The organism is Guyparkeria sp. SB14A, assembly GCF_005096345.1.
GTDB lineage: Bacteria > Pseudomonadota > Gammaproteobacteria > Halothiobacillales > Halothiobacillaceae > Guyparkeria > Guyparkeria hydrothermalis.
Window position 1 is genome coordinate 190,824 of record NZ_SWAW01000001.1, and the last position, 19,898, is coordinate 210,721.

The window sequence follows — 19,898 nt, forward strand, 5'->3', positions numbered from 1 at the left end:
GGGAAGGGGCGCTCAGCGATCGGCTGCCGGTTCACGTGATGTGGTACCGGCACGGCGATCGGCCGCCTGGTTTTCCTCGTGGCAACGCATCATCGGGTCGACCGGGGTGAGGCTGATCTGGGCATCGCCGTGCGTGATCAGGTCGCGCAGCAGCATGATGATCCCGGCAACGCAGAGAAACAGGCCGAAGTTCAGCGCCGTGGCCTGGAAGTGCCGCAGCACGAAGAACAGGCCGGCCTGTTCGGCGGGGATCCACAGGATGGGCGCCATCACGCCGAGCAGGGCGATGAACGAATAGACCATGAAGCGGATGAAATGCAGCGGCACCCGCTTGATCGACAGGCCGTAAACGATGGTGGCGACGATCAGTACGCTGGCCATGGCCTGCGCGGCGATCATCGCCCGGTCGGTGATCGCCTTGATGCGCGATTCCTCGTAGGTGGCCCCGCTGGTCTCGGTGAATACCTCGAGCAGGATGGCGTTGCCGGCCAGATACGCGAGGCTCAGGAAGAACGGGATCATCAGCAGCGGGTTGTGACGCATCAGCTTGAAGCCGGTGGCGCTGTACCAGACCAGCAGCCAGAGCGGGATCGAGAGCAGGTAGATGAAGGTCGCAATCGTGATGGCCATGAGGATCCGGTGTCCTGTGGAGAGGAGTGAGCTGTATTCCTTAGCCGACTAATAAAGCGGGCAGTGTAGCGAGTTGCTCCACCGTCGAACAGTGGCCAAAAGGACAGACCGGCGCGAGAGTACCGACACGAAAAAGCCCCGGGCGCTGCCGGGGCTGGTGGTGTCCGCGAGACGGCGGGAATCAGTAGTCGGTCTCTTCTTCCATCTTGTCGCCGGCCTCTTCGGCCTCGCCACCCATCTCGTCGGTGGCTTCCTCGACCTCGTCACCAGCCTCTTCCATGGTCTGGTCGATCTGCTCGCCGGCCTCTTCGGCCGGGCCTTGCTCCTCGGCGCAGCCGGCCACGGTAAGGCCCAGTGCCATCATCAGCGCGATCAGTGCATTGCGTGCGTTCATCGTTTGCTCTCCATGTCGTGCCGGTCGGTGCCGGCAAATGAGTGTCGGACTCGGAAATTCAAATGGCAGTTTCGGTTGCCGGCCCCTTTGAGGCGCTCCGTGTCGACAAGTTCAGAATCCGTCGACTCGGCGCACCTCGTCAATCGAAAGCTGACCCGGACGCGGCCAGACATCGCCGGCCTTCTTGCCGATCGCGACCATGAACGAGATCAGGTGATCGTCGGGCAGGTTGATCAGGCGACCGACGGCCTCGAAATCGAAGCCGTCCATGGGGCAGGAATCGAGCCCCATTTCCCGGGCGGCCAGCATCAGGCTCTGTCCGGCGATGCCGCAGCTGCGCATGACCTCGTCGCGCTCGACCTGCGGCTTGTCACGGTAATAGGCATCGATCGCCCCGGCCATCATTTCGCGCACCTCGGCCGGGGCATCCCGCCAGACGCGTTCGGCCTCGTTTTGCCAGACGTCACGACGGCCCGTGAGGATCACCAGCATCGAGGCGTCGGTCACCTGGGCCTGATCCCAGGCCACCTCCCGGATCGCCTGGCGACGGGCAGGATCCCGGACCACGACAAACCGCCAGTGCTGCAGGTTGAACGCGGTGGGCGACTGCATCGCCAGTTCGATCAGCCGGTCCTGGTCGGCCTCGGATAATTGGTGTTCCGGGTCGAATTGCTTGATGGCGCGTCGGGTTGCAATCGCCTCGCTGACTCGCATGCAGTCTCCTCGTGCGGTGGATTCGGGTACGGGAGTATAGGCATCGAGTCGGCGGTTCGCCGGAGGGCTTGCGCGGGGGCGTTCGGTTCAGAATGACTTGCCGCGCAAGGCGCGCAGCAGGGCACGCGCCTGTTTGGCTGGCTTGTGGTGTGGGTTGAGTTCGCGTTCGGCACGCTGCTGCTCGGCGACCAGCCGGCGCTTCTCGATGCTCTCCGGTGTCTCCCGGTAGAGCAGCGCCGCCTCGCTGGCCGGTCCGCGTTTGGGATTGAGTGCCTCGACATCCACGACGAACCGCATGCCCGCCTTGCCGATGGTGAGCCGGTCGCCGGGCTTCACCGATTTGCCGCGCTTGGTCACGGCTTGGCCGTTGAGCTCGATCTTGCCGCCGTCGATCGCCGCCGAGGCGAGCTGGCGGGTCTTGAAGAAACGGGCGGCCCACAGCCAGGTATCGAGCCGTTGGCTGTCCTGGGCGGTCGATGCGGACGCGGATTGACCTGTCTTGGCGGATTTTTTCACGGTAACTGCGGCAATAGCGTCGGCCGGTAGGCTACGATTCGGGTCTGTTTCGGACGACGTGCGCGTGTCGTCCGCGGTTTTTTCGATGTGGAGGCATCATGCAACTCGAACTGATCAGCTTCAAGCTCTGTCCCTTCGTCCAGCGCTCGGTGATCACCCTCAAGCACAAGGGCGTGCCGTTCGATACCACCTTCATCCAGCTCAACGACCCGCCGGCCTGGTTCGACGAGGTCTCTCCACTGGGCAAGGTGCCGGTGCTGAAGGTCGACGGCGAGGTGCTGTTCGAGTCGGCGGTGATCAACGAATTCCTCGACGAATCCTTCGGCGAGCGGATGCTCTCCGCCAATACCCTCGAGCGCGCCCAGCAGCGGGCGTGGATCGAGCTGGGCTCGGCGGGCATCATGGCGATGTTCGGCGCGATCACTGCCGCGGAGGAATCCGCCAGTGCCGCCAAGCGCGCCGAGCTGGCCAAGCTGTTCGGACACCTGGAAAAGCACCTGGCCAAGCAGCCGCCGGCCCCGTTCTTTGCCGGCAAGACGCTGTCGCTGGTGGACACCTTGTTCGCGCCGCTGTTCCAGCGCCTGTTCGCCCTGCCGGAATCCCTGCTCGACTGGAACGCGATCCCGACGGTGATGCGCTGGGGCGAACGACTGGCCGACGAGCCGGTGATCCGCGACTCGCTGCCCGAGGGCTTCGACGACCTGTTCCCGATGATGCTGAAAAAGCAGAACGGCTGGTACGCGCAGCAGTATCTCGCGGACTAACTCTATCCGACTGGGCGTGACGTTCAGCCTCGCTCGAGGCGGCGGTTGATCGCGCTGCCGGCACCGGCGCCCAGCACGATGCCGGCCCCGACCCACAGGGCGAACCCCTTGCCCTCGCCGATCATCGCCAGTGCCGTGCCCGGGCAGACCCCGGTTCCGGCCCAGCCCAGACCGAACAGCACCGCGCCCACGATCAGCCCGCGCTTGAACGGCTTGTGCTGGATCGTGATCGGCTCCCCGGTGTTGCGCGCCCGCCAACCCCAGCGCGCGGCCATCCAGGTCAGCACCCCGCCCAGGGCGACCGCCGTGGCGATCACCCACAGCAGGCGCAGGTCCTCGAACAGCAACAGATCGCTGATGATCGCCGGGCTGGTCGCCCCGGCGCGGCTCAGGAGAAAGCCAAAGCCGATACCGAAGGCAAGGAAAAGCAGGTTGCGTCGACTCAGCACGGCTCAGACCCCCAGCATCCAGGCGGCCAGCTGGGCGCTGCCCACGGCGACGGCGAAGAACACCGCCGAGGCGACCAGGCTGGCCGGTGCGCCCATCGCCACGCCGGCAATCGTGTGGCCCGAGGTGCAGCCCCCGGCCAGTCGCGCGCCCAGGCCAATCAACAGTCCGCCGATCAGCCACCAGAGGGCCGAACCCAGGCTCGATTCCGGCACCAGCGCGGTGTAGAACACGCCGAATTCCGCGGCCGTGCCCTGCCAGCCGGGCGCGCCGTCGGTCAGCGCGGCAAGCAGGCCGCCGAGCACGATCCCGAGCAGGAACACGATGCGCCAGTCGGCCTCCCGGTCGCGTTTGACGCCGGGGCGGAGAAAGGAGGCGAGGTTGGCAAAGCCGGTCGAGCAGGAGAGCGGCTGGTCGGCCAGCCAGCGTTGCGCGAAGGCGAGCAGGGCGATCAGCGCCCCGACCAGCACCGGCGTCCATAGCGGCGAGAAGAGGGCCTCGATAACGGTTGCGATTTCCATTGGCGACAGGGGCTTGGCTTGTGGTCTGAGAAAGCCCGTTACGGTAGCGATCCTTGCCCATCCGCGCCAACAGATGTTTTTTACCGGCCCATAACGACAAACACCCCCGGTGAACCGGGGGTGAATCAGTCGGGTCGGGCTCGCATCGAGTCCGGTCAGCCGGGACGATCCATCAGGAAGATCGGTCGGGACGGTCAGTCCGGGCGATCGCTGGCCTCGCCTTTTTCGGGCAGGGTGATGTTGAGCTCGAACAGCTCGAACTGCTCGTTGTGCTCGACCTCGAATTTCACCGCATCGTCCTCGACGTGGACGTACTTGCGGATCACCTCGAGGATCTCCTTCTGCATTTCGGGCAGGTAGTGCGGTGTGCGTTCCTGGCCCTGGCCGCGCTCGTGCGCGATCAGGATCTGCAGGCGCTCCTTGGCCATCTTGGCCGACGGCTCCTGGGAACGGTTACGAAAGATATCCAGCAATCCCATGGCTTAACTCCGACCGAACAGGCGACCGAGAAAGCCCTTCTTCTCGGTCTCGATGAATCGCATCGGGCGTTCCTCGCCCAGCAGACGGGCGACGGCGTCCTGGTAGGCCTGGCCGGCGTCGGTGTTCTCGTCGAGAATCACCGGGCGACCGGCGTTGGAGGCCTGCAGTACGGCGTTGGATTCCGGGATCACGCCCAGCAGCGGCACGGCCAGGATCTCGAGCATGTCCTCGACCGAGAGCATCTCGCCGGTGCCGACGCGGTCCGGGGCGTAGCGGGTGATCAACAGGTGTTCCTTGATCGCCGTCTCGCCATCCTTCGCCCGGCGCGACTTGCTGGCCAGGATGCCCAGCATGCGGTCGGAGTCGCGCACCGAGGAGATCTCGGGGTTGGAGACCACGATGGCCTCGTCGGCGTAGTACATCGCCAGCTGCGCACCGCGCTCGATGCCGGCGGGCGAGTCGCAGACGATGTAGTCGAAGCCCTCGGCGCGCAGGTCGTCGAGGACCTTGCCGACGCCTTCCTCGGTCAGGGCGTCCTTGTCCTTGGTCTGCGAGGCAGGCAGGACGTAGAGGTTATCGACCTCCTTGTGGCGGATCAGTGCCTGGTTGAGGCCTGCCTCGCCCTGGATGACGTTGACGATGTCGTAGACCACGCGGCGCTCGACGCCCATGATCAGATCGAGGTTGCGCAGGCCGACGTCGAAGTCGATCACCACGGTCTTCTTGCCGGCCATGGCCAGGCCGCTCGAAATGGCGGCGCTGGTCGTCGTTTTACCAACGCCGCCCTTGCCGGAGGTTACCACCAGGACTTTGGACACGGATTGTCTCCCTAATCGCGAAAGATTGTTGACGTCATACTGCCCCGAGGGGCGGGGTCGTCAGGTGGGGCGGACTGTGCCACAAAGGCGAGCCCTTTCCCAACGACCGCGAAATTCTTCCCTACGCACCAAAGTGCGTGGCACTCAGTCGAACGGATGGACCACCAGTTGGCCATCGACCAGTTCCACCACCACGCGCTTGCCCCAGGCCGGGTGCCTTGCCAACTGCTCGCCGTCGAGGAAGGTGCCGCAGATGGCGATGATCTCCGGCTCGAACGACTCGCAGAAGATGCGCGCCTGCGTCTGGTTGCCGGCACCGGCCGCGGCCGTGCCCTTGAGCGCGCCGTGGATGTAGATCGAGCCGTCGGCCACCACGCGCGCGCCGGCCCCGACCGTGTTCATCACCACCATGTCCTGGCCCTGGGCGTAGAGTTCGGTCCCTGAGCGTACCGGGTGGCGCAGGATCATCGGCGCGACCGGGCCGGCCGGGGCAGCCTCGGCGTTCGGGGCCGCCGGTTCCGGAGCAGGCTCCGGTGTGGGGTCGGCCACTGGCTCGGGTTCCGGCGGCGAGGCCGGCTCGGCCGGGGGCGCCTTTGGAGTCGCCGGCGAGGCGGCCGCGGCCTGGTCGTCGAAGACCGGCAGGTCGGCGCCGCGCGCCTGGGTCTTTTGCTGGTCGTTGCCGTGGACCACGCCCACCGGTTCGAGGCGGTAGTTGCGCAGCAGGCTGACCAGCGCCGGGAAGTCGATCCACTTGCCGCTGTCGGCGATGGCCGCGAGATCGATCACGCAGGGCTCGCGCTCGTCGCCGACGCCCGGGTTGCCGAAGCGTTCGCTCAGGCTGCGGGTGAGCTTGAGCAGGTGCGTTTCATACAGGTGAACGTGGGTGAGCGTCAGCGAGCGCTGGTCGATGTCGAGGGCGGGGGCGCCCGTCCTGGCGGCCTTGCGGGTAGTGGCGGTCATGAAGGGTGTCGTTCTCGTCCTGACGGTGGTTGGCTAACCGGTCCTCGCCCCGTCACAGGCGGCAGAGGGCCAGTCGGAATTCGATGTCCTCGTGGACCTGTCGGGGGTGGCCGTTCTCCCGGTCCAGCGTCATGAAGCGCACGGTGAAGCGGTGCTTGCCGGCGCTGATTTCGGGGTACGAATCGGTGTCCTCGTCGATCATCACGCGCAGCAGCTGGTAGGGCGTCGCGCTCTCGATGCTCTGCTGCAGGAATCCCTCGTCGGCGACCACGGACATGGTGTCGACGCTGTTGCGGATCAGGCTGATCACCAGCTCGTTGGCCTGGCGTATGTCGGCGAAGGGCTCGAGCCAGGTGTCGATGTCCTCGCGGCGCTCGTGTTCCGGCAGGCCCAGCCAGTAGTGCAGGCCGGGGATGTCGAACTCGCACAGCGCGCCGGGGATCGAGGCGCGCTGACGCACGGCGTTGAGCAGCTCGTGGTTCTTCAGGTGCGCGCCGGGCTGGGCGTGGTAGCCGTGCAGGGCCTTGATCAGGCCGTTCTGCTGGTCAAGCAGGGCGTTGAGCTTGTCGCGGTCGACGCCGGGCGAGTCCGGCACGTTCATCAGCCGGGCCTGCTGGCGCTCGAGTTCCTTGATCAGTTCGCGCTTGATGTCGATGCGCGAGAGCACATCGGCCGCCTCGAGCAGCAGGAGCACCGTGCAGAGCGTGTCGTCTCGCGAGTTGCTCGTCAGGTGATGGTCGATGCGCGCGAACAGGTGGTCGAGCCTCAGGCAGGCCCGGATCCGTTCGTTCAGCGGTTGCTCGTAGATTTTCAGAGGTGCGTTCCGATCCATTGGATGCCGATGCGGGTCGAGGGTGTGTCGGCCGTCTCGCGTTAGGGAAACTTTGCACGAATGCCATGCCGCTCTGGCCTGTCGAGCCGTTCGTGATCAAGGCACGTCGTCGCCGGCGTGCCGGTGGCCACGCCAAGACGGCGCAACGCCGAGCACGGGCGGCTCGACAGGCCCCGCAGGGCGCGCCTTGAGCCGGACATCTGCTGTGTTGCCGTCCTCGGAAAGGGAATCACCCTTCCGCGTCGGACGGCCGCCTTGCATCTGCCCGGCTCAAGGCGCGCAGAGCGGTATGCCATTCGTGCAAAGTTTCCCTTGCCATTCTCGGCCTGCTTGCGGGATAACTCAACTCCCGCGAGCGTTCGCGGCCCGTGGCCGCCTGCGAGACGGTCAGTCCGGCTCGTACCCCAGGATCGGCGCCAGCCACTTCTCGGCCTCCGAGCGCGACCAGCCCTTGCGCTTGGCGTAGTCGTCCACCTGGTCCGGGCCGATGCGGCCCACGCCGAAGTAGCGTGCTTCCGGATGGGCGAGATACCAGCCGGAGACGGCGGCACCCGGATGCATGGCGTACGAGTCGGTCAATTCCATTCCGATTCGCTCGGGCGTCAGGAGTTCCCAGAGCAGGCCCTTTTCGGTGTGATCCGGGCAGGCGGGATACCCCGGGGCGGGGCGGATGCCCTGGTATTTCTCCGCGATCAGCTCGTCGTTGGAGAGGTCCTCGTCGGCGGCATACCCCCAGAATTCCTTGCGCACCCGCTCGTGCAATCGTTCCGCGAAGGCCTCGGCCAGCCGGTCGGCCAGCGATTGCAGCAGGATCGCGTGGTAGTCGTCGTTCGCCTCTTCGAAGCGCTTGACGTGCGGCTCGATGCCCAGCCCCGTGGTCACGGCGAACCCGCCGATCCAGTCCTTGACCTTGCTGCCGGTCGGCGCGACGAAGTCGGCCAGGCACTGGTTGGGCTTGCCGCCGGAACGTGGCATCTGCTGGCGAATGTGGTGCAGGGTCGTCTTCACGCCCTGGCGCGACTCGTCGGTGAATACGCGGATGTCGTCGTCGATCGAGGCGGCCGGCCAGAAGCCGTAGACGGCGTTGGCGGTGAGCCACTTCTCCTCGACGATCTGCTTGAGCATGGCCTGGCCGTCCTCGTAGAGCTTGCGGGCCTCGGTGCCCACTTTCTCGTCCTCGAGGATCGCCGGGAACTTGCCGAACAGCTGCCAGCTCTGGAAGAACGGCGTCCAGTCGATGCGCTCTACGATCTCCTCGAGCGGGTAGTCCTCCAGGATGTGCACGCCGGGCTCGCGCGGCGCGATCGGGGTGTAGTCCTCGAAGTCGACCTTCTGGCGGTTGTCGCGTGCCTGCTGGATGGAGACGCGCTTGGCCTCCTTCTGGTTCGCCTGGCGACGGGCGACCACCTTGTGGTACTCGCCCTCGACCTCGTCGACGAAGGCCTGCTTGTTCTTGCCCAGGAGCTTGGATGCCACGCCCACGGCGCGCGAGGCATCGAGCACGTGGATGACCGGGTGGTCGTAGACCGGGTTGATCTTCAGCGCGGTGTGGAGCTTGGAGGTGGTTGCCCCCCCGATCATCAGCGGGATGTCGAAGCCCTGGCGCTGCATTTCGCTGGCGACGTTGGTCATCTCCTCGAGCGACGGGGTGATCAGGCCGGACAGGCCGATCAGGTCGGCGTTCTCCTCGCGGGCGGTGTCGAGGATCTTCTGCGCGGGGACCATCACGCCGAGATCGATGATCTCGAAGCCGTTGCACTGCAGGACCACGCCGACGATGTTCTTGCCGATGTCGTGGACGTCGCCTTTGACCGTGGCCATGACCACCTTGCCGGCCGACTGGACCTCGCAGGACTCCTCCTCCATGAACGGCAGCAGGTGGGCGACGGCCTTCTTCATCACCCGCGCGGACTTGACCACCTGCGGCAGGAACATCTTGCCGGCGCCGAACAGGTCGCCGACGACGTTCATGCCGTCCATCAGCGGGCCCTCGATCACGTGCAGGGGGCGCTCGGCGCGCAAGCGGGCCTCCTCGGTGTCCTCGACCACGTACTCGTCGATCCCCTTGACCAGGGAGTGTTCGAGGCGCTTTTCCACCGGCCAGTCGCGCCAGGCGAGATCCGGGCCGGAGGATTTCTCCCCGCCGGAGTCACGGTAACGGTCGGCGATCTCCAGCATGCGGTCGGTGGCGTCGTCTCGCCGATTGAGGACGATGTCCTCGACCGCCTCGCGGAGTTCGTCGGGGATCTCGTCGACCACGGTGAGCTGGCCGGCGTTGACGATGCCCATGTCCATGCCCGCGCGGGTGGCGTGGTAGAGGAACACGCTGTGGATCGCCTCGCGGACCGGCTCGTTGCCGCGGAAGGAGAACGAGACGTTCGAGACGCCGCCGGAGACCAGCGCGTGCGGCAGGTGTTCCTTGATCCAGCGGGTGCCCTCGATGAAGTCGACCGCGTAGTTGTTGTGCTCCTCGATACCGGTGGCGATCGCGAAGATGTTCGGGTCGAAGATGATGTCCTCGGGCGGGAAGCCGATGCCGGTCAGGAGATCGTAGGCCCGCTGGGCGATCTCGCGGCGCCGCTCGAGGCTGTCGGCCTGGCCGTCCTCGTCAAAGCCCATCACCACCGCGGCCGCGCCGTAGCGCTGCACCGTGCGCGCCTGCTCGAGGAAGGACTCCTCACCCTCCTTGAGCGAGATCGAGTTGACCACGGCCTTGCCCTGGACGCACTTCAGGCCCGCCTCGATCACCTCGAACTTCGAGGAGTCGATCATGATCGGCACCCGCGAGATGTCCGGTTCGGCGGCGACCAGGTTGAGGAAGCGCTGCATCGCCTCGACGCCGTCGATCAGGCCCTCGTCCATGTTGACGTCGATCATCTGCGCGCCGTTCTCGACCTGCTGGCGCGCCACGTCCAGTGCGGTGTCGTAGTCGCCTTCCTTGATCAGGCGGCGGAAGCGCGCCGAGCCGGTGACGTTGGTGCGCTCGCCGATGTTCACGAACAGCGAGTCGGGGGTGATGTTGAACGGCTCGAGGCCCGACAGGCGGCAGGCGACCTCCGGCTTGACGGGTTTGCGCGGGGCGACGCCCTCGACGCGCCGGGCCATCTCGGCGGTGTGCGCCGGGGTGGTGCCGCAGCAGCCGCCGATGATGTTCAGCAACCCCGCCTCGGCCCACTCGCCGATCGAGGCGGCCATCGGGTCGGCCTCCAGATCGTATTCGCCCAGCTCGTTGGGCAGCCCGGCGTTGGGGTGGGCGGAGACGAAGTACTCGCTGACCCGTGAGAGTTCGGCGACGTACTGGCGCAAGAGATCCGGGCCCAGCGCGCAGTTGAGACCGATCGACAGCGGCCGGGCGTGACGCAGGCTGTTGTAGAAGGCCTCGGTGGTCTGCCCCGACAGGGTGCGGCCTGAGGCGTCGGTAATGGTGCCGGAGATCATCACCGGCCAGCGCTGGCCGTGCGCGACGAACAGCTCCTCGAGGGCGAACACCGCCGCCTTGGCGTTGAGCGTGTCGAAGATGGTCTCGATCAGGAAGATGTCGACGCCGCCCTCGATCAGGGCCTCGGCCGACTCCCGGTACGCCTCGACCAGCTCGTCGAAGCTGGTGTTTCGGTAACCGGGATCGTTGACGTCCGGCGAGATCGAGGCGGTGCGGTTAGTCGGCCCGAGGATGCCGGCGACGAAGCGCGGCTTGTCCGGGGTCTCGGCGGTCTTGGCGTCGGCGGCCTTGCGGGCGATCTGCGCGGCGACGACGTTAATCTCCCGCGAGAGCTCCTCCATCTGGTAGTCGGCCATCGCGATGCGCGTGGCCGAGAAGGTGTTGGCCTCGATGATGTCCGCGCCGGCACCCAGGTACTGGCGGTGGATGTCCTCGATCACGTCGGGGCGAGTCAGCACCAGCAGGTCGTTGTTGCCTTTGAGGTCCACCGGCCAGTCGGCGAAGCGCTCGCCGCGGAAGTCGGCCTCCTCGAGCCTGGCATTCTGGATCATCGTGCCCATGGCGCCGTCGAGCACCAGGATGCGCTGGCGCATCAGGTCACGAAGCTGGTCGAAAACGGGATGGTCTCGGTCGATCGAAGTCATGGGCGACGCGGCGTCCTGGACCGTCCGGCGGGCCGACTAAGGCCGGGCGCCGGACGATGGGTGAGTGGCGTTTAAAGCGCCGCAGTATAACGCCATTCGGGCAGGCGGGGGCGGGGCCCGAGGCCAATGCGGGGAGTCAGTGGCGCTGGTTCGAGCGGGCCTGTCGCAGCCGTTGACGACGCTGGGCCTGCCGGCGGCGCTTGTGGGCGGCGATATTCAGTCGCCACAGCAGGCGAATGGTGGCAAAGCCGATCAGGGCGCTGACGAAGGACAGGGTGACCAGCCCTACGCCGAGCGGCAGCCAGATCACGGGCAGCTGGCTCATCGCGTAGCCGATGCTCATGGCCCCCTGTTCGCCGGTGGGCGGATCGAGCGAGGCGCCAGTCAGCAACGCGCCCACCTGGTAGGCGAGCCAGAGCAGGGGCGGGATGGTCAGGGGATTGGTCGTCCAGACCAGGGCCACGGCCAACGCGATGTTGACGCGCATGGCGATGGCGCCGACCGCGGCGATCAGCATTTGGCCGGGCAGGGGGATGAAGGCGAGGAACAGGCCGAGGGCGACCCCGCCGGAGACCGAGCGGCGGTTGAGGTGCCAGAGGTTGGGGTCGCCGAGGAACTGGGCCACCGGCCGCAGGAACGGCTGGTTGACGATCCGGTGGCGGCTGGGTGTCAGGCGACGAAAGAACTTGCGTGGCATTCGGGCCTCGTCAAACGTCGGCTTGCCGGTGGCGCGGGCGGGGCGGTGATTCCGGCGTTAGCCGGGTTTCGCCGCCATCCTCGCCCGTCGGCCACGGCCTGGATAATCCGGATTACAGGCTCTTGAGCAGGTCGCGGACCTTGCGGCTCAAGGTCATGTAATCGCGCTTTTCCTCGTCGGTCAGCTCGCCGAGCACCTTGTGGCGGAAACGGGCGAGCGCCTTGTCGGCGGCCTCGATGCGCGCGTGCGCCTCGGGCCGGAGCCAAATGGTCTTGGCGCGCCGATCGACCTCCGAGATGCGCCGCTCGATCCAGTTGCCCTTTTCCAGCCCGTCGAGCAGCTTGACCAGGGTAGGGCCTTCGATGGCCAGCTCACCGGCCAGTTCCTTCTGCGTGCGTCCCTCGCCCTCGTCGCGCAGGATGCGCAACACGGCCCAGGCCGAGGCGGTCAGGTCGAACTCGCTCAGGGTTTCATTGACCTGCACGCGCCACAGCCTGGAGACGTCGAAAACCAGGCGGGTGATTTCGTCTTCGCGTTGCTGGACCGGGTCGGAAGATTGGGTCATGGACTGGTGCCGGCTGTCATGGGAATCAAACATCCGTATGGTCGCATTACTCGGCCGATTTCGCCATCCCGGCGGGCGCGGGGCTGAGAAAAAAGCCGTCGGGCGCACCCGGCTTGGGGGCGGGTTCGGCGGATGGGGTGGGGCGGCCATGACACGGTGGCGCCAATTGCCGGCCCAGGGCGTTTGCGGTACCATCCGGCCCTTGAAACGGGGCCCGTCGGCCCGCCTCTTACTTCGTCTGGAAATGGTTCGTTAATGACCAAGTTCGTCTTCGTTACCGGTGGGGTCGTCTCGTCACTGGGCAAGGGAATCGCCGCCGCCTCGCTGGGGGCGCTGCTCGAATCGCGTGGGCTGCGCGTGACGCTGATGAAGCTCGATCCCTACATCAACGTCGACCCCGGCACGATGAGCCCCTTCCAGCATGGCGAGGTGTTCGTGACCGACGACGGCGCGGAGACGGACCTGGACCTCGGTCACTACGAGCGATTCGTGCGCTCGCCGGTCGGCCGACGCAACAATTTCACCACCGGTCGGGTCTACGAGACAGTCATTCGCCGCGAACGTCGCGGGGACTATCTCGGCGGTACCGTTCAGGTCATTCCGCACGTGACCGACGAGATCAAGCGCCGTGTGGTCGAGGGATCGAAGGGCTATGACGTGGCCCTGATCGAGATCGGCGGCACGGTGGGTGACATCGAGTCCCTGCCGTTCCTCGAGGCGATTCGCCAGCTGGGCGTGGAGATGGGGCGCGATCGCGCCATCTTCATGCACCTGACCCTGGTGCCGTTCATCAAGGCGGCCGGCGAGGTCAAGACCAAGCCGACCCAGCACTCGGTCAAGGAGTTGCGTTCGATCGGGATCCAGCCGGACGTGCTGGTCTGTCGCGCCGAGGTGCCGTTGCCGGAGGAAGAGCGCCGCAAGATCGCGCTGTTCACCAACGTCGAGCACGACGCGGTCATTTCCTCGATCGACGCGGACACCATTTACCGCATCCCGCGCCTGCTGCACGCGCAGAAGCTCGACGAGACCGTGCTGAGAAAGCTGCACTTGAGCGCCGGCCCGGCCGATCTGTCCGAGTGGGACCGCGTGGTCGAGGCGCAGACCAAGCCCGACCGGATCGTCGACATCGCGATGGTGGGCAAGTACGTCGATCTCGTCGATGCCTACAAGTCGGTCAACGAGGCGCTGCTGCACGCGGGCATCCAGACCCGCACGCGGGTCAATATCCATTACTTCGACTCCGAGTCCTTCGAGCATGACGGCATTGCCCGGCTCGAGGGCATGGACGCGATCCTGGTCCCGGGCGGCTTCGGCTCGCGCGGGGTCGAGGGCAAGATCGCGGCCGTGAAGTATGCGCGCGAGTCCGGCAAGCCCTACCTGGGTATCTGCCTGGGCATGCAGGTGGCCGTGATCGAGTACGCCCGTCACGTCGCCGGCCTCGAGGGGGCGCACTCGACCGAGTTCGACCGTGAGACGGAACACCCGGTGATCGCGCTGATCACCGAGTGGCGCGACGAGGAGGGCAACCTGATCGAGCGCAGCGAGGACGTCGACATGGGCGGCACCATGCGCCTGGGCGCGCAACGCTGCCGCATCGAGCCGGGCACGCTGGCGCACCGCATCTACGACCAGGACGAGATCAGCGAACGTCACCGTCACCGCTACGAGTTCAACAACGGCTATCAGAAGGCGCTCTCCGAGGCCGGGCTGGTGTTCGCCGGCTGGTCGTCGGAGAACGAGCTGGTCGAGACGGTCGAATTGCCGGGTCACCCGTTCTTCTTCGCTTGCCAGTTCCACCCGGAATTCCGTTCCACGCCGCGCGACGGCCATCCGCTGTTCGTCGCCTTTGTCAACGCGGCCCATGCCCAGCGAGTGGGCAAGGCCGAGGCCCTGGACGACGCATGACGATGAAGCTCCTGGATTTCGAGGTCGGACTGGACCGGCCGCTGTTTTTGATCGCCGGTCCCTGCGTGATCGAGTCGGCGGGTCTCGCGCAGGAAACGGCTGGCCGTTTGAAGGAAATGGCAGAAACCGCCGGTATTCGGCTGATCTACAAGAGTTCCTTCGACAAGGCGAACCGGTCGTCCACGGAAAGCTTCCGCGGCCCGGGTCTGGAGAAGGGGCTGGCGATCCTCGAGGACGTCAAGCGCGAGTTCGACCTGCCCGTGCTCACGGACGTTCACGAGGACACGCCGCTCGAGGAGGTCGCCTCGGTGGTCGACGTGCTGCAGACGCCGGCCTTCCTCTGCCGCCAGACCAACTTCATCCAGAACGTCGCCCGTCAGGGCAAGCCGGTCAATATCAAGAAGGGCCAGTTCCTCGCGCCCTGGGACATGGCCAACGTGGTCGAAAAGGCCCGCGCGGTCGGCAATGACCAGGTGATGGTCTGCGAGCGCGGCGTGTCCTTCGGCTACAACACGCTGGTCTCCGACATGCGCGGCCTGGCGATCATGCGCCAGACCGGTGCGCCGGTGGTCTTCGATGCCACCCACTCGGTCCAGCAGCCGGGCGGGCAGGGCAAGGCCTCGGGCGGTCAGCGCGAGTTCGTGCCGGTGCTGGCGCGCGCCGCGGTCGCGGCCGGCGTGTCCGGGCTGTTCATGGAGACCCACCCGGATCCGGACAAGGCGCTGTCCGACGGGCCCAACGCCTGGCCGCTCGACGAGATGGCCGACCTGCTGCTGACGCTGACCACGCTCGATCGCACGGTCAAGGCCTCGGGCTTCCCGGAGAACGCGCGGCTGGGCCTGCCGGACTGAACCGGCCGTTGCCACAAGATAATTGTTGAGCGGGCCGGCCAGGTGCCGGCTCGCCACCCCATTTCAACCGAACATCAAGATCAGGAGAACACTGCATGGCAGCCATCGAGCGAGTGCACGCACGCGAAGTGATCGATTCACGCGGCAACCCCACCGTCGAGGCCGAGGTCCACCTGGCCGGCGGCATCGTGGGCCGGGCGATCGTGCCCTCCGGCGCCTCCACCGGCGCCCGCGAGGCGATCGAGCTGCGTGACGGCGACAAGAACCGCTTTCTCGGCAAGGGCGTGACCCGTGCGGTGGCCAACGTCAACGGCGAGATCAATGACGCCGTCAAGGGCATGAACGTCCACTCGCTGGCCGACATCGACAACACGATGATCGAGCTCGACGGCACCGAGAACAAGTCGCGCCTGGGCGCGAACGCCATTCTCGCCGTCTCGTTGGCCGCCGCCCAGGCCGGCGCGCTCGAGCGCGGCGAGCCGCTGTTCTCCTACCTCGGCGGCGACGCGGCCGTGACCCTGCCGGTACCGATGATGAACATCATCAACGGCGGCGAGCACGCCGACAACTCCATCGACATGCAGGAGTTCATGATCATCCCGGCCGGCGCGCCGAGCTTCTCCGAGGCACTGCGCTACGGCGTCGAGGTCTTCCACGCGTTGAAGCAGGTGCTGGCCGCACGCGGCCTGTCCACCGCCGTCGGCGACGAGGGCGGCTTCGCCCCCGACCTGCCGTCCAACGAGGCGGCGATCGAGGCGATCATGGAAGCGATCGAGAAGGCCGGTTACACCCCGGGCAAGGACGTGTTCCTGGGCCTGGACGCGGCGAGCTCCGAGTACGTCAAGGACGGCAAGTACGTCCTGACCGGCGAGAACCGGACCCTGGATGCCGCCGGCATGGTCGATCTCCTGGCCGAGTGGGTCGAGAAGTACCCGATCCTCTCGATCGAGGACGGCATGGCCGAGGACGACTGGGATGGTTGGGCGCTGCTGACCGAGCGATTGGGCGACAAGTGCCAGCTGGTCGGTGACGACCTGTTCGTCACCAACGAGAAGATCCTGCGCGAAGGCATCGAGCGCAAGATCGCCAACTCGATGCTGGTCAAGGTCAACCAGATCGGCACCCTGACCGAGACCCTGTCCGCCATGCGCCTGGCGCAGGAGAACGGCTACACCAACGTCGTCTCCCACCGTTCGGGCGAGACCGAGGACACCACCATCGCCGATCTGGCCGTGGCGACCAACGCCGGCCAGATCAAGACCGGTTCGCTGTCGCGTTCCGATCGGATCGCCAAGTACAACCAGTTGCTGCGCATCGAGGAGCGTCTGGGCGACAAGGCCCGCTTCCCGGGCCGCGCGGCCTTTGGCCAGTAAGGTCTCGGTCCAGGCCTTCGGGACGCACTGACTCCATGCTCCTGACATCATCGATGCCACAACGCGAATCCTGCCGGATTGTGGTGTATGCGGTGCCGTCGACGGACTCGCCGAGCGTCCTGTGCGCCTGCTGACCGTCATCCTCGTGTTGATGGTGGCCGGCCTGCAATGGCGGGTCTGGTTCAGCGAGGCGTCCGTGGGTGAGGTGAATGCCAAGCAGGAGCGTCTTGCCGTCTTGCAGGCCGAGCAGACGCGTCTCGAGCGGCGCAACGAGACCCTGGTGGCCGAGGTCGACAGCCTGCGCGAAGGGGTCGACGCGGTCGAAGCGCAGGCCCGGTTGACCCTCGGCCTGGTCCGAGAGAACGAGCACTTCTATCAGGTGGTCGAGGCCGTGCGCCCCGATACCATCACGCCGCCTGCGGTCGATCCGGCACGCGTGACCCATCCGGCCATCGCCGACTGAGTCATGTGTGATTCTCGCGTACCCGTTGCCCGCATGAGCCCGTTGCTTTTCGCACTCTCCTCAGCCGCCGTCAAGATGCCCGGCACGGGGGCGCGATGAGCGCTGCGGCCGCGCCGCTGCCGCCGGCGGCGGTCAGCCCGAGCGAGGCAGGGCGCTGGTGGCTGCTGGTGCCGGCCGCCGGTTTTGGTCGCCGCATGGGGGGAGAGACGCCCAAGCAGTACCTGAGACTGGGCGGGCGACCGGTGCTCGAGATCACCCTGTCACGATTTGCCGGGCTGCCGGGGCTGGCCGGCGTGGTATTGGTCACCAGTGAATCGCTGCCCGAGGACCTGATGCCGTCGTCCGACGTGGTCGGCGTGCCCATCCACCGTGTCGACGGGGGGGGCGAGCCGGGCGTTGAGCGTACGCAACGGCTTGGCCGTCTTCCGTGATCGCTGGGCAGGCCTGTCGCCGGGGCAGGGCGACGGCCTGACCGATGGTCTGGGCGAGTGGGTGATGGTGCACGACGCCGCGCGGCCCTGCGTGGCGCCCGGCGATCTCGAGCGACTGCTCGACGCCGCACGTTACCCGGAGGGCGCCCTGCTGACCGCGCCGGTGCGCGACACCATCAAGCGTGTCGATGCCGACGGGCGGGTCACCGGAACGGTCGATCGTCGTATCCTGCGCCACGCGCTCACGCCGCAGATGTTCCCGGTCGGGGTGCTGCTCGAGGCGATCGAGCAGGGGCTGGTCGCGGGGGCGGAGATCACCGACGAGGCATCCGCGGTCGAACGGCTGGGCCTGGCCCCAAGGGTCGTGGACAGTGCCACCGACAATCTCAAGATTACGCACCCGGAGGATCTCGGCATCGCGCGCTCGATCCTCCGGCGACAGGGAGTGCTGGATGACTGACCCGTTTGCGTTGCGGATTGGGCACGGCTTCGACGTGCACGCCTTCGAGCCGGGGGATCACCTCTGGATCGGTGGCCGCCGGATCCCGTTCGATCGTGGCTTTCGCGCGCACTCGGACGGCGACGTGCTGCTGCACGCGATCTGCGATGCCCTGCTGGGCGCCGCGGCGCTGGGCGACATCGGCCGGCACTTCCCCGATACCGATCCGACATGGGAGGGGGCGGACAGTCGCGATTTGCTGCGGCGCGTGGTCGGGTTGCTCGGTGAGCAGGGGTGGCAGCTCGTCAACGTGGATGCCACCGTGATCGCCCAGGCACCGACGCTCGCACCCTGGATCGAACCGATGCGCGAGACCATCGCGGCGGCGGCCGGCTGGACGGTCGCTCAGGTCAACGTCAAGGCGACCACCTCAGAGAAACTCGGCTTTACCGGGCGGGGCGAGGGCATCGCCGCCGAGGCGGTCGCGATGCTCGCTCGCCACCCGTAGGCGGATTGATTTATGGGGGGCGGCCAAGTAGGCTTGTCGCCCGTTTCCGGGGGCGGGGTACGCAACTCGCGTCGCTGTGTCCCGGGGCAATCGATATCGATACGATTTCGATAACCGAACTCTCGAATCTAGCTCTCGAACATTTCAAGTGGAACCATCGGATGCGTAAACCGATCGTCGCAGGAAACTGGAAGCTCAACGGCGCATTGGCCGACAACGAATCGCTGGTGCTGGGCGTGCTCGACGGCATGCCGGCGCTCGAGGGCATCGACGTGGCCGTCTGCCCCCCGTTCGTCTATCTGCCGCAGGTCGCCCGGCTCGCGGAATCGACCGCGCTGGACGTCGGCGCACAGAACTGTTCCGAGCACGAGAATGGGGCGTTCACCGGCGAGGTGGCCGCGCCGATGCTCGCCGACGTCGGTGCCCGCTACGTGATCTTGGGTCACTCCGAGCGTCGTGCCATGTATGGCGAGACCGACGAGATCGTCAGCGAGAAGGTCAAGGCCGCACTCGCCGCGGGACTCACCCCGATCCTGTGCGTCGGCGAGACGCTCGAGGAGCGCGAGGCCGACGAGACCGAAGCGGTGGTGCGTCGTCAGCTGGCGGCCGTGATCAGCGGCAACGGTATCCAGGCCTTCGATCGCATCGTGATCGCCTACGAGCCGGTCTGGGCAATCGGCACGGGCCGGACGGCCTCCCCGGAGCAGGCCCAGGCCGTGCACGCGTTCATCCGCGGTCAGTTGGCCGATCACGACGCGGGCATCGCCCAATCGGTACGTATTCAGTACGGCGGATCGATGAAGCCCGGCAACGCCGCGGACCTGCTCGCGCAGCCGGACATCGACGGCGGCCTGATCGGCGGGGCATCGCTCAAGGCCGAGGATTTTCTGGGAATCTGCCGCGCCGCGGCGGACACGGTAGGTAACTAATGACCACATTCGTAATCATCATCCACGTGCTGCTGGGGCTGGCCCTGATCGGGCTGGTGCTCATCCAGCATGGCAAGGGCGCGGATGCCGGCGCCGCCTTCGGTTCGGGCGCGTCTGGCACCGTTCACGGGGCCCGTGGGCCGGCAAACACCCTGCAGAAGGTCACCGGCTGGATGGTCGTGGCCTTTTTCGGCACGAGTTTGTTGCTTGCCTACGTGATTAACACTTCCCAGGAGCCCTCGAGCGTGGTAGATTCTGCACCCGTTTCCGAGAGCGGGAACGCGCCAGAGCAAGACGGACGCACCCCGTCCGACAAGCCGGCAGGCACGCCGACCGACGTCCCATCCTCGAACTCGGCGGCACCCTCTGGGCAGGAAGACGGCAGCACCCAATCGCCGTCGGACGTGCCCGGACAGTAACGGCGAGCAATCGCCGTTGCGGCCGGATCAAGCGATGATCCGGTGACAACCAAAGCGGACGTGGTGGAACTGGTAGACACGCTATCTTGAGGGGGTAGTGGCGAAAGCCGTGTGGGTTCGAGTCCCACCGTCCGCACCAAACACACTTTTCCGGTTCGA

General features: G+C 66.5%; 23 protein-coding genes and 1 tRNA gene. 11 read left to right on the forward strand and 13 right to left on the reverse strand.

Annotation, left to right across the window (positions count from 1 at the left end):
* Nucleotides 1-12: 12 nt before the first annotated feature.
* From FAZ79_RS00895 to FAZ79_RS00910, 4 genes are all read right to left on the reverse strand, one after another.
* Nucleotides 13-630, reverse strand: coding sequence for a hypothetical protein (locus tag FAZ79_RS00895; protein WP_247709452.1), 618 nt, complete (start codon nucleotides 628-630; stop codon nucleotides 13-15).
* Between the two features lie 181 nt (nucleotides 631-811).
* A complete protein-coding gene (locus FAZ79_RS00900; RefSeq protein ID WP_136866035.1) occupies nucleotides 812-1,024 on the reverse strand; it encodes a hypothetical protein in 213 nt (70 codons plus the stop codon).
* 111 nt (nucleotides 1,025-1,135) lie between these two features.
* Nucleotides 1,136-1,738, reverse strand: a complete 603-nt coding sequence (locus FAZ79_RS00905; protein WP_136866036.1) for a nitroreductase family protein — start codon at nucleotides 1,736-1,738, stop codon at nucleotides 1,136-1,138.
* 87 nt (nucleotides 1,739-1,825) lie between these two features.
* On the reverse strand, nucleotides 1,826-2,254 hold the full coding sequence (locus FAZ79_RS00910) for an RNA-binding S4 domain-containing protein (protein WP_136866037.1): 429 nt from the start codon (nucleotides 2,252-2,254) through the stop codon (nucleotides 1,826-1,828).
* Nucleotides 2,255-2,352: 98 nt separating this feature from the next.
* Between FAZ79_RS00910 and FAZ79_RS00915 the strand changes: the two genes are divergently transcribed.
* A complete protein-coding gene (locus tag FAZ79_RS00915) occupies nucleotides 2,353-3,018 on the forward strand; it encodes a glutathione S-transferase family protein (protein ID WP_136866038.1) in 666 nt (221 codons plus the stop codon).
* 23 nt (nucleotides 3,019-3,041) lie between these two features.
* On the opposite strand, the gene FAZ79_RS00920 is transcribed toward FAZ79_RS00915, so the two are convergent.
* The 9 genes from FAZ79_RS00920 to FAZ79_RS00960 form a co-directional block, all read right to left on the reverse strand.
* Entirely contained in the window at nucleotides 3,042-3,467 is a 426-nt protein-coding gene (locus FAZ79_RS00920) for a DUF6691 family protein (protein WP_136866039.1), read from the reverse strand.
* Nucleotides 3,468-3,470: 3 nt separating this feature from the next.
* On the reverse strand, nucleotides 3,471-4,271 hold the full coding sequence (locus FAZ79_RS00925) for a YeeE/YedE thiosulfate transporter family protein (protein WP_348769780.1): 801 nt from the start codon (nucleotides 4,269-4,271) through the stop codon (nucleotides 3,471-3,473).
* Complete coding sequence (gene minE / locus FAZ79_RS00930; RefSeq protein WP_136866041.1) at nucleotides 4,181-4,465, reverse strand: cell division topological specificity factor MinE; 285 nt, start codon at nucleotides 4,463-4,465, stop codon at nucleotides 4,181-4,183. The genes FAZ79_RS00925 and minE overlap by 91 nt, the downstream gene beginning before the upstream one ends.
* A gap of 3 nt (nucleotides 4,466-4,468) precedes the next feature.
* Nucleotides 4,469-5,284 carry a septum site-determining protein MinD gene (gene minD / locus FAZ79_RS00935; RefSeq protein WP_136866042.1) on the reverse strand — a complete coding sequence of 272 codons (816 nt, stop codon included), beginning with the start codon at nucleotides 5,282-5,284 and terminating at the stop codon, nucleotides 4,469-4,471.
* Between the two features lie 144 nt (nucleotides 5,285-5,428).
* A complete protein-coding gene (gene minC / locus FAZ79_RS00940; RefSeq protein WP_136866043.1) occupies nucleotides 5,429-6,244 on the reverse strand; it encodes a septum site-determining protein MinC in 816 nt (271 codons plus the stop codon).
* A gap of 52 nt (nucleotides 6,245-6,296) precedes the next feature.
* Nucleotides 6,297-7,076: a cell division protein ZapD gene (zapD, locus tag FAZ79_RS00945; protein ID WP_136866044.1), complete on the reverse strand. Its 780-nt coding sequence runs from the start codon at nucleotides 7,074-7,076 to the stop codon at nucleotides 6,297-6,299.
* Nucleotides 7,077-7,463: 387 nt separating this feature from the next.
* Nucleotides 7,464-11,159 (reverse strand): methionine synthase, encoded by a 3,696-nt coding sequence (gene metH, locus FAZ79_RS00950; protein WP_136866045.1) that lies wholly within the window; start codon nucleotides 11,157-11,159, stop codon nucleotides 7,464-7,466.
* A gap of 136 nt (nucleotides 11,160-11,295) precedes the next feature.
* Nucleotides 11,296-11,856: a DUF2062 domain-containing protein gene (locus tag FAZ79_RS00955; RefSeq protein ID WP_136866046.1), complete on the reverse strand. Its 561-nt coding sequence runs from the start codon at nucleotides 11,854-11,856 to the stop codon at nucleotides 11,296-11,298.
* Nucleotides 11,857-11,968: 112 nt separating this feature from the next.
* The gene (locus tag FAZ79_RS00960) at nucleotides 11,969-12,421 is read right to left on the reverse strand and encodes a MarR family transcriptional regulator (RefSeq protein ID WP_169303507.1); all 453 of its coding nucleotides are present in this window, start codon (nucleotides 12,419-12,421) and stop codon (nucleotides 11,969-11,971) included.
* A gap of 255 nt (nucleotides 12,422-12,676) precedes the next feature.
* Between FAZ79_RS00960 and FAZ79_RS00965 the strand changes: the two genes are divergently transcribed.
* The 10 genes from FAZ79_RS00965 to FAZ79_RS01005 all read left to right on the forward strand — a co-directional run bounded on the left by FAZ79_RS00965 (nucleotide 12,677) and on the right by FAZ79_RS01005 (nucleotide 19,878).
* Nucleotides 12,677-14,326, forward strand: a complete 1,650-nt coding sequence (locus FAZ79_RS00965) for a CTP synthase (RefSeq protein WP_136866048.1) — start codon at nucleotides 12,677-12,679, stop codon at nucleotides 14,324-14,326.
* A 2-nt stretch (nucleotides 14,327-14,328) separates the two neighbouring features.
* The gene (gene kdsA, locus FAZ79_RS00970) at nucleotides 14,329-15,177 is read left to right on the forward strand and encodes a 3-deoxy-8-phosphooctulonate synthase (protein ID WP_136866077.1); all 849 of its coding nucleotides are present in this window, start codon (nucleotides 14,329-14,331) and stop codon (nucleotides 15,175-15,177) included.
* 95 nt (nucleotides 15,178-15,272) lie between these two features.
* Nucleotides 15,273-16,550: a phosphopyruvate hydratase gene (gene eno, locus FAZ79_RS00975; protein WP_136866049.1), complete on the forward strand. Its 1,278-nt coding sequence runs from the start codon at nucleotides 15,273-15,275 to the stop codon at nucleotides 16,548-16,550.
* 121 nt (nucleotides 16,551-16,671) lie between these two features.
* The gene (locus FAZ79_RS00980; protein ID WP_136866050.1) at nucleotides 16,672-17,013 is read left to right on the forward strand and encodes a septum formation initiator family protein; all 342 of its coding nucleotides are present in this window, start codon (nucleotides 16,672-16,674) and stop codon (nucleotides 17,011-17,013) included.
* A 95-nt stretch (nucleotides 17,014-17,108) separates the two neighbouring features.
* A complete protein-coding gene (locus FAZ79_RS11790; protein WP_282097216.1) occupies nucleotides 17,109-17,444 on the forward strand; it encodes a 2-C-methyl-D-erythritol 4-phosphate cytidylyltransferase in 336 nt (111 codons plus the stop codon).
* Entirely contained in the window at nucleotides 17,410-17,904 is a 495-nt protein-coding gene (locus FAZ79_RS00985; protein ID WP_282097217.1) for a 2-C-methyl-D-erythritol 4-phosphate cytidylyltransferase, read from the forward strand. The genes FAZ79_RS11790 and FAZ79_RS00985 overlap by 35 nt, the downstream gene beginning before the upstream one ends.
* Nucleotides 17,897-18,391, forward strand: coding sequence for a 2-C-methyl-D-erythritol 2,4-cyclodiphosphate synthase (gene ispF / locus FAZ79_RS00990; protein ID WP_211238765.1), 495 nt, complete (start codon nucleotides 17,897-17,899; stop codon nucleotides 18,389-18,391). Before FAZ79_RS00985 ends, ispF begins: the two co-directional genes overlap by 8 nt.
* Before the next feature lie 161 nt (nucleotides 18,392-18,552).
* Nucleotides 18,553-19,320, forward strand: coding sequence for a triose-phosphate isomerase (gene tpiA, locus FAZ79_RS00995; protein ID WP_136866051.1), 768 nt, complete (start codon nucleotides 18,553-18,555; stop codon nucleotides 19,318-19,320).
* Complete coding sequence (gene secG / locus FAZ79_RS01000) at nucleotides 19,320-19,739, forward strand: preprotein translocase subunit SecG (RefSeq protein ID WP_136866052.1); 420 nt, start codon at nucleotides 19,320-19,322, stop codon at nucleotides 19,737-19,739. Before tpiA ends, secG begins: the two co-directional genes overlap by 1 nt.
* Nucleotides 19,740-19,793: 54 nt before the next feature.
* A tRNA-Leu gene (locus FAZ79_RS01005) sits at nucleotides 19,794-19,878 on the forward strand.
* The last annotated feature ends 20 nt before the right edge of the window (nucleotides 19,879-19,898 follow it).